This is a genomic window from Streptomyces oryzae, assembly GCF_017676365.1.
GTDB classification, from domain to species: Bacteria; Actinomycetota; Actinomycetes; order Streptomycetales; family Streptomycetaceae; genus Streptomyces; species Streptomyces oryzae.
In genome coordinates this window covers 1-4276 of sequence record NZ_JADKMA010000328.1, presented here as the reverse complement: position 1 = coordinate 4276, position 4276 = coordinate 1, and the positions used below count along the sequence as shown (strand labels likewise).

Genomic DNA, 4276 nt, shown 5'->3' with positions numbered 1-4276 from the left:
CCCTCCTCCTCTTCCACGCCATCCACCGGCACGTCCCCCTCCCGCACCTCCACTCCCCCGCCCTCGCGCCCCACCGGCGAGTCCCGCAGCACCGGCGAACCGCGCTCCACCGGCAGCGACACCAAGCCTCGGTGCCAGTGCGACAACTGCCCGAACAGCGTCCGGGAGGGCTACCGCCAGGCGCTGGCCGCCTTCGTGCGGCGGCGGGACGAACTGGCCTCGGGCGAAGGCATCCCCGTGGGGCTGGCCCACTCGGCGGGCGCCTCGCGCCAGTGGGTCTCGGACGAGCTGACCGAGGCCGCCCGCGCTGTCGCCGAGCGGAGCCGCGAGGAGGGCGAGGCGTGGGTGATGCGGCTGTGGCGGCGCACCGTGCTCGCCGTTTGGGCCGCCGTCGGGGTGCTGCTGCTGGTGGAGCTGTTGCTGGCGCTCGCCGGTGGCTGGTCGAACGGGCGGACGGCCGGTCTGGTGGCTGCCTTCGTCTCGGCCGGGCTGCTGTCCGTCGCGGCCTGGCTGCACCGGGCGCGCGGCGGCGTGCTGGCGCCCGTCATCGGGGAGGACAACCGGCTGTCCACCTCGCGCACGGTGGCCGCCGGCTGGGTGCTGCTGTCGGTCTTCGCTGTGCTGGTCCTGGCGGTGGAGCTGGCCGTGGCCTCCGGCCCCGACGAGCGGCGTGCGCTGCTGACCGGCCTGGATCTCTCGCGGGGCGCGGGCGTGGTGACGGTGCTCGCACTGACTTGCGCGGTGGCCGTGGTGGTGCGCCGTACGGTGGCGGTACGGGTGCAGGGCAGGCGGTTGCAGAAGGTACGCGCCGACCGGCCGCACGCCGCCGACCTGCTCACCGACGACGCGGGGCGCGGCGCCTTCGCGGATGTGCAGTACGTACTCATCAGCGCGGTCGCTGTGGTCTTCGCCGCGGTCCGGCTGGCCCGCCAGCCGGACCAACTGCCCGATCTCCCCTGGGGGCTGGCGCTGCTGGTCGTCGTCTCCGCCGCGACGTATCTGGCCGGGAAGTACGCCGAGGGCGGGCGTCCCGTCGTCCTCTCGGTCGTCCGCGCGCGCGAGATCGGCGATCTGCACTCCCCCATCCGTACGGGTGACGACATCGAGATCCGCGGCGCCGGATTCGTCCCTCCCGGCGCCACGGCCGCCGACAGGCTGGCAAGGATGGTCGTGCGGATCGGCACCGTCCATGTGCACGCCCCCCTCATCCCCGTCCCCGGCGGTTTCAGCAGCCCCGCCGACACCGCGCTGACGGTCCCGGTCCCGGTCGAGGTGGAGCCGGGCCGGGTGGAGGTCCAGGTGGTCACGGCGGCAGGGGTGGAGACGAACCGATACCCGATCGACGTGGTCGAATGACAGGCGGACCCGGCATCAGGCCCGGCATCAGGCCCGGCATCCCGGGCAGGGCCGACGGGCACTTGCCAGCCGGGTGGCCACAGGGGGAAGAATCGCCTCCGCACACCGAACGCGTTTGCGGAAGGCGGGAGTCGACGGATGTCTGTGACAGGGCCAGTGGGTGGCGGCGCCCACGACGGAGCCAAGGCGGTCAGCGCCTATCCGGGGCCGGTCGTCGGGGCGCCCCACGGGCTGCGCAGTCGCGCCTCGCGCTTCGCGCTGCTTCCGCTGCGCCTCTTCCTCGGCATCACCTTTCTCTACGCCGGCATCGACAAGCTGACCGACCCGGACTTCCTCACCGGTGACGGGCCCGGCTCGTTCGCCGGAACGCTGTCGGGCGTGCACGACTCCGCGGCTGCCACATGGCTGGTCGAACTGGCGCAGCAAAGTCCCCAGAGTTTCGGTACGGCTGTCGCCGCCGGGGAGATAGCCGTCGGACTCGGCACCCTGTGCGGGCTGTGGGCCCGGCTTGCCGCGGCCGGCGGGGCGCTGCTCTCCCTCTGCCTGTGGCTGACGGTGAGCTGGGCCAGCGATCCGTACTACTACGGCAACGACCTGCCCTATCTGATGGCGTGGCTGCCCCTGCTGATGGCGGGGGCGCCGATGTTCTCACTGGACTCGCTGCTGGCGGTACGCAGGCGGCGCAAGGGGCAGCAGATATTCGGCTAGGGCTTCTCGCATGGTTCCCCGCGCCCCTGTGGGGCGCGTCCGCGGTGCGTTCACTCGCGCAGTTCCCGGCGTCGGGAGACCGAGCGGCGGACCAGAAACGTCGCCAGAGCCGTGAGACCGGCCAGCACCAGTGAGACGGGCACCACCACCAGCAGCACCCAGAAGGGGACTTCCACCTCGCCTGCCGCGTCCAGCAGGTAGACCACCGCGACGGCGCACATCGTGAGGCCGAGCAGCAGACGGGAGGGTTCGAAGCGGTGCCTCATCGGGTCCCTCCCGCCGGGGACTCACTCGGTGCCGCAGGGGCCCCGGTCGGCGTCGGCGGGCCGCTCGGCGGCGTGGGGGTCCCGCTCGGGGCCGCCGGGGGGTCCGGCGCCTGCTGGTTGTCGGACCGGGCGCCCGAGGGCAGCTCCCGTACGATCTCGGCGCGGCCGACGCCGACGCTCAGGTCCACCACGACCTTGCCCTTCGCCTTTTTGCCGCCCAGGGGGCGAAGGGTCAGCTTCCGCTTCGTCCCCAGACCGCTCGCCTTGTCGAAGATGACCTCTCCGTCGCTGTCCAGAGCCCGGGGGAACTCCACATCTCCCACGTCGACGTCCGAACGGACCTCGACCACCGCGTCCTTCGGTACGACCACCTTCAGTTCGCCCAGGCCGACCCGCGTCCTGGTGCGGAGCGTCTGGCCCGCCTTCAGGCCCGTACCGCGCAGGTCCAGTTCGCCGGAGCCGGAGCCGAGCGCGTAACGCGCCTTGACCTCCTTGACCGAGGCGGGCACCCAGCGGGTGTCGCGGAAGTGCGTGGAGATGTCGTCCGGCAGCACGGCGGCGCCGGCCAGCAGTCCGGCCGTCAGCACGATGCACACGATGGTGCCAGGGCCTGTACGGCCGACGAACGCGCTGAGGGCGAGTCCCAGACCGAAGACACCCAGCGCGCAGCTCAGCCCGACGGTGAGGGTGGTGGCGAGCGGCTGGGTGTCCCAGGAGACGGCCGTGGCGATGCCGCCGGCCAGCAGCGCCAGCAGGAAGGTGAGTCCGCCCAGCGAGAACCCGGCGCCCTGGCGCGTATCGGCGGGCGGTCTGCCACCGGGTGCCCCGGCGGCGGCCGGGACGCCGGGGGGCGCTCCGAGGCGTTCGTGGACACTGGGCGGTGCGGCGTACGGCAGGGCGTCCTCGGGGCCCCACAGATAGCCGGTGGCAGCGCCTGCCCGTCCCCAGGCGGGGCCGGTGCCCTTGACGGCTCCGGCCTCCTTGGTGAGCGGCTCCCGCCACCAGGAGGCGGGCGCCGGCACGGGTGGTGCCTTCGCCTCGGGGGGCGCGTCAGCGACGGCGTGAGCCGTCGCGGGGTCGATCTGCGCGCCCTCGGCGCCTGCGGCCTCGACCTGCCGTCGGTGCCGCGACCAGTACGCGGCTCCCGCCACCACGCCGATCAGCAGCACCGACAGGGGCACGCTGCGGCTGCCGAGCGAGGCCAGGAAGAGGCCGCAGCCGACCAGTGCCACCAGGACCGCCGACAGCGAGCTGCCCTCCACCCGGCCGGACAGCAGCCGCCGTCCCTCGTTCTGCGTCTCCCCCTCGGCGGGGATGAGCAGCCAGGCGAAGCCGTAGAAGATGAGTCCGAGGCCACCGACCACGGACAGCACGACCAGTGGTACGCGGAAAATCACCGGATCGAGGTCGAAGTACCGCCCCAGTCCACCGCACACGCCCCCCGCGACCTTGTGCGCACGGCTCCGCCGCAACTTCCCGTGCCGCGACGGCGGCACGGAGTTGTGCGCCCCCCAGGACCCGGCCCCGCCGCCATCCGCAGCGCCGCCATCCGCAGCGCCGCCATCCGCAGCGCCGCCGCCGACGGCACCGGCACCCCCGGCCCCACCAGCACCCGTTACACCGCCGCCGCCCGCAGCACCGTCGGCAGCACCAGCACCAGCACCAGCCGCAACACTGCCACCCGCAGCCCTCTCGGCCGCACCGCCGCCGGCCGAGCCGGGCCCGGCCCCGTGCCCCGCCCGATCAGCGCCGCCGGCGTGCTCCGCCGTGTGCTGCTCCTCCTCGCTCATAGCCCCTATGGTCGCGCCCCGGGCACGGTGAGGCATCGGGGTCCACCCCGAGCGATCCCTGAGATCCGCAGCAGGGCCCCGGCGCGGCCTCCGGGGTGCCTCAGGGCAGAACCCTGATGTCCGGGCACGGAAGCCGTGTGACGATCGGAGCATGAC

General features: G+C 73.6%; 4 protein-coding genes. 2 read left to right on the top strand and 2 right to left on the bottom strand.

The window, feature by feature from the left end:
- Window positions 1–183 precede the first annotated feature (183 nt).
- Together ITI46_RS33460 and ITI46_RS33455 are read left to right on the top strand one after the other, a co-directional pair.
- A complete protein-coding gene (locus ITI46_RS33460) occupies window positions 184–1356 on the top strand; it encodes a hypothetical protein (protein ID WP_209243709.1) in 1173 nt (390 codons plus the stop codon).
- A 138-nt stretch (window positions 1357–1494) separates the two neighbouring features.
- A complete protein-coding gene (locus ITI46_RS33455; protein WP_209243708.1) occupies window positions 1495–2064 on the top strand; it encodes a DoxX family protein in 570 nt (189 codons plus the stop codon).
- Between the two features lie 50 nt (window positions 2065–2114).
- Here the strand turns inward: ITI46_RS33455 and ITI46_RS33450 are convergent, their stop codons facing one another.
- Together ITI46_RS33450 and ITI46_RS33445 are read right to left on the bottom strand one after the other, a co-directional pair.
- A complete protein-coding gene (locus ITI46_RS33450; RefSeq protein ID WP_209243707.1) occupies window positions 2115–2330 on the bottom strand; it encodes a hypothetical protein in 216 nt (71 codons plus the stop codon).
- Window positions 2327–4120, bottom strand: coding sequence for a PspC domain-containing protein (locus ITI46_RS33445; RefSeq protein ID WP_209243706.1), 1794 nt, complete (start codon window positions 4118–4120; stop codon window positions 2327–2329). Before ITI46_RS33445 ends, ITI46_RS33450 begins: the two co-directional genes overlap by 4 nt.
- Window positions 4121–4276: the final 156 nt, after the last annotated feature.

What these genes read in the sequence shown, in the direction of transcription:
- ITI46_RS33450 (WP_209243707.1), bottom strand. Translation starts at nt 2,330, where the DNA reads ATGAGGCACCGCTTCGAACCCTCCCGTCTGCTGCTCGGCCTCACGATG.
- ITI46_RS33445 (WP_209243706.1), bottom strand. Translation starts at nt 4,120, where the DNA reads ATGAGCGAGGAGGAGCAGCACACGGCGGAGCACGCCGGCGGCGCTGAT.
- ITI46_RS33455 (WP_209243708.1), top strand. Translation starts at nt 1,495, where the DNA reads ATGTCTGTGACAGGGCCAGTGGGTGGCGGCGCCCACGACGGAGCCAAG.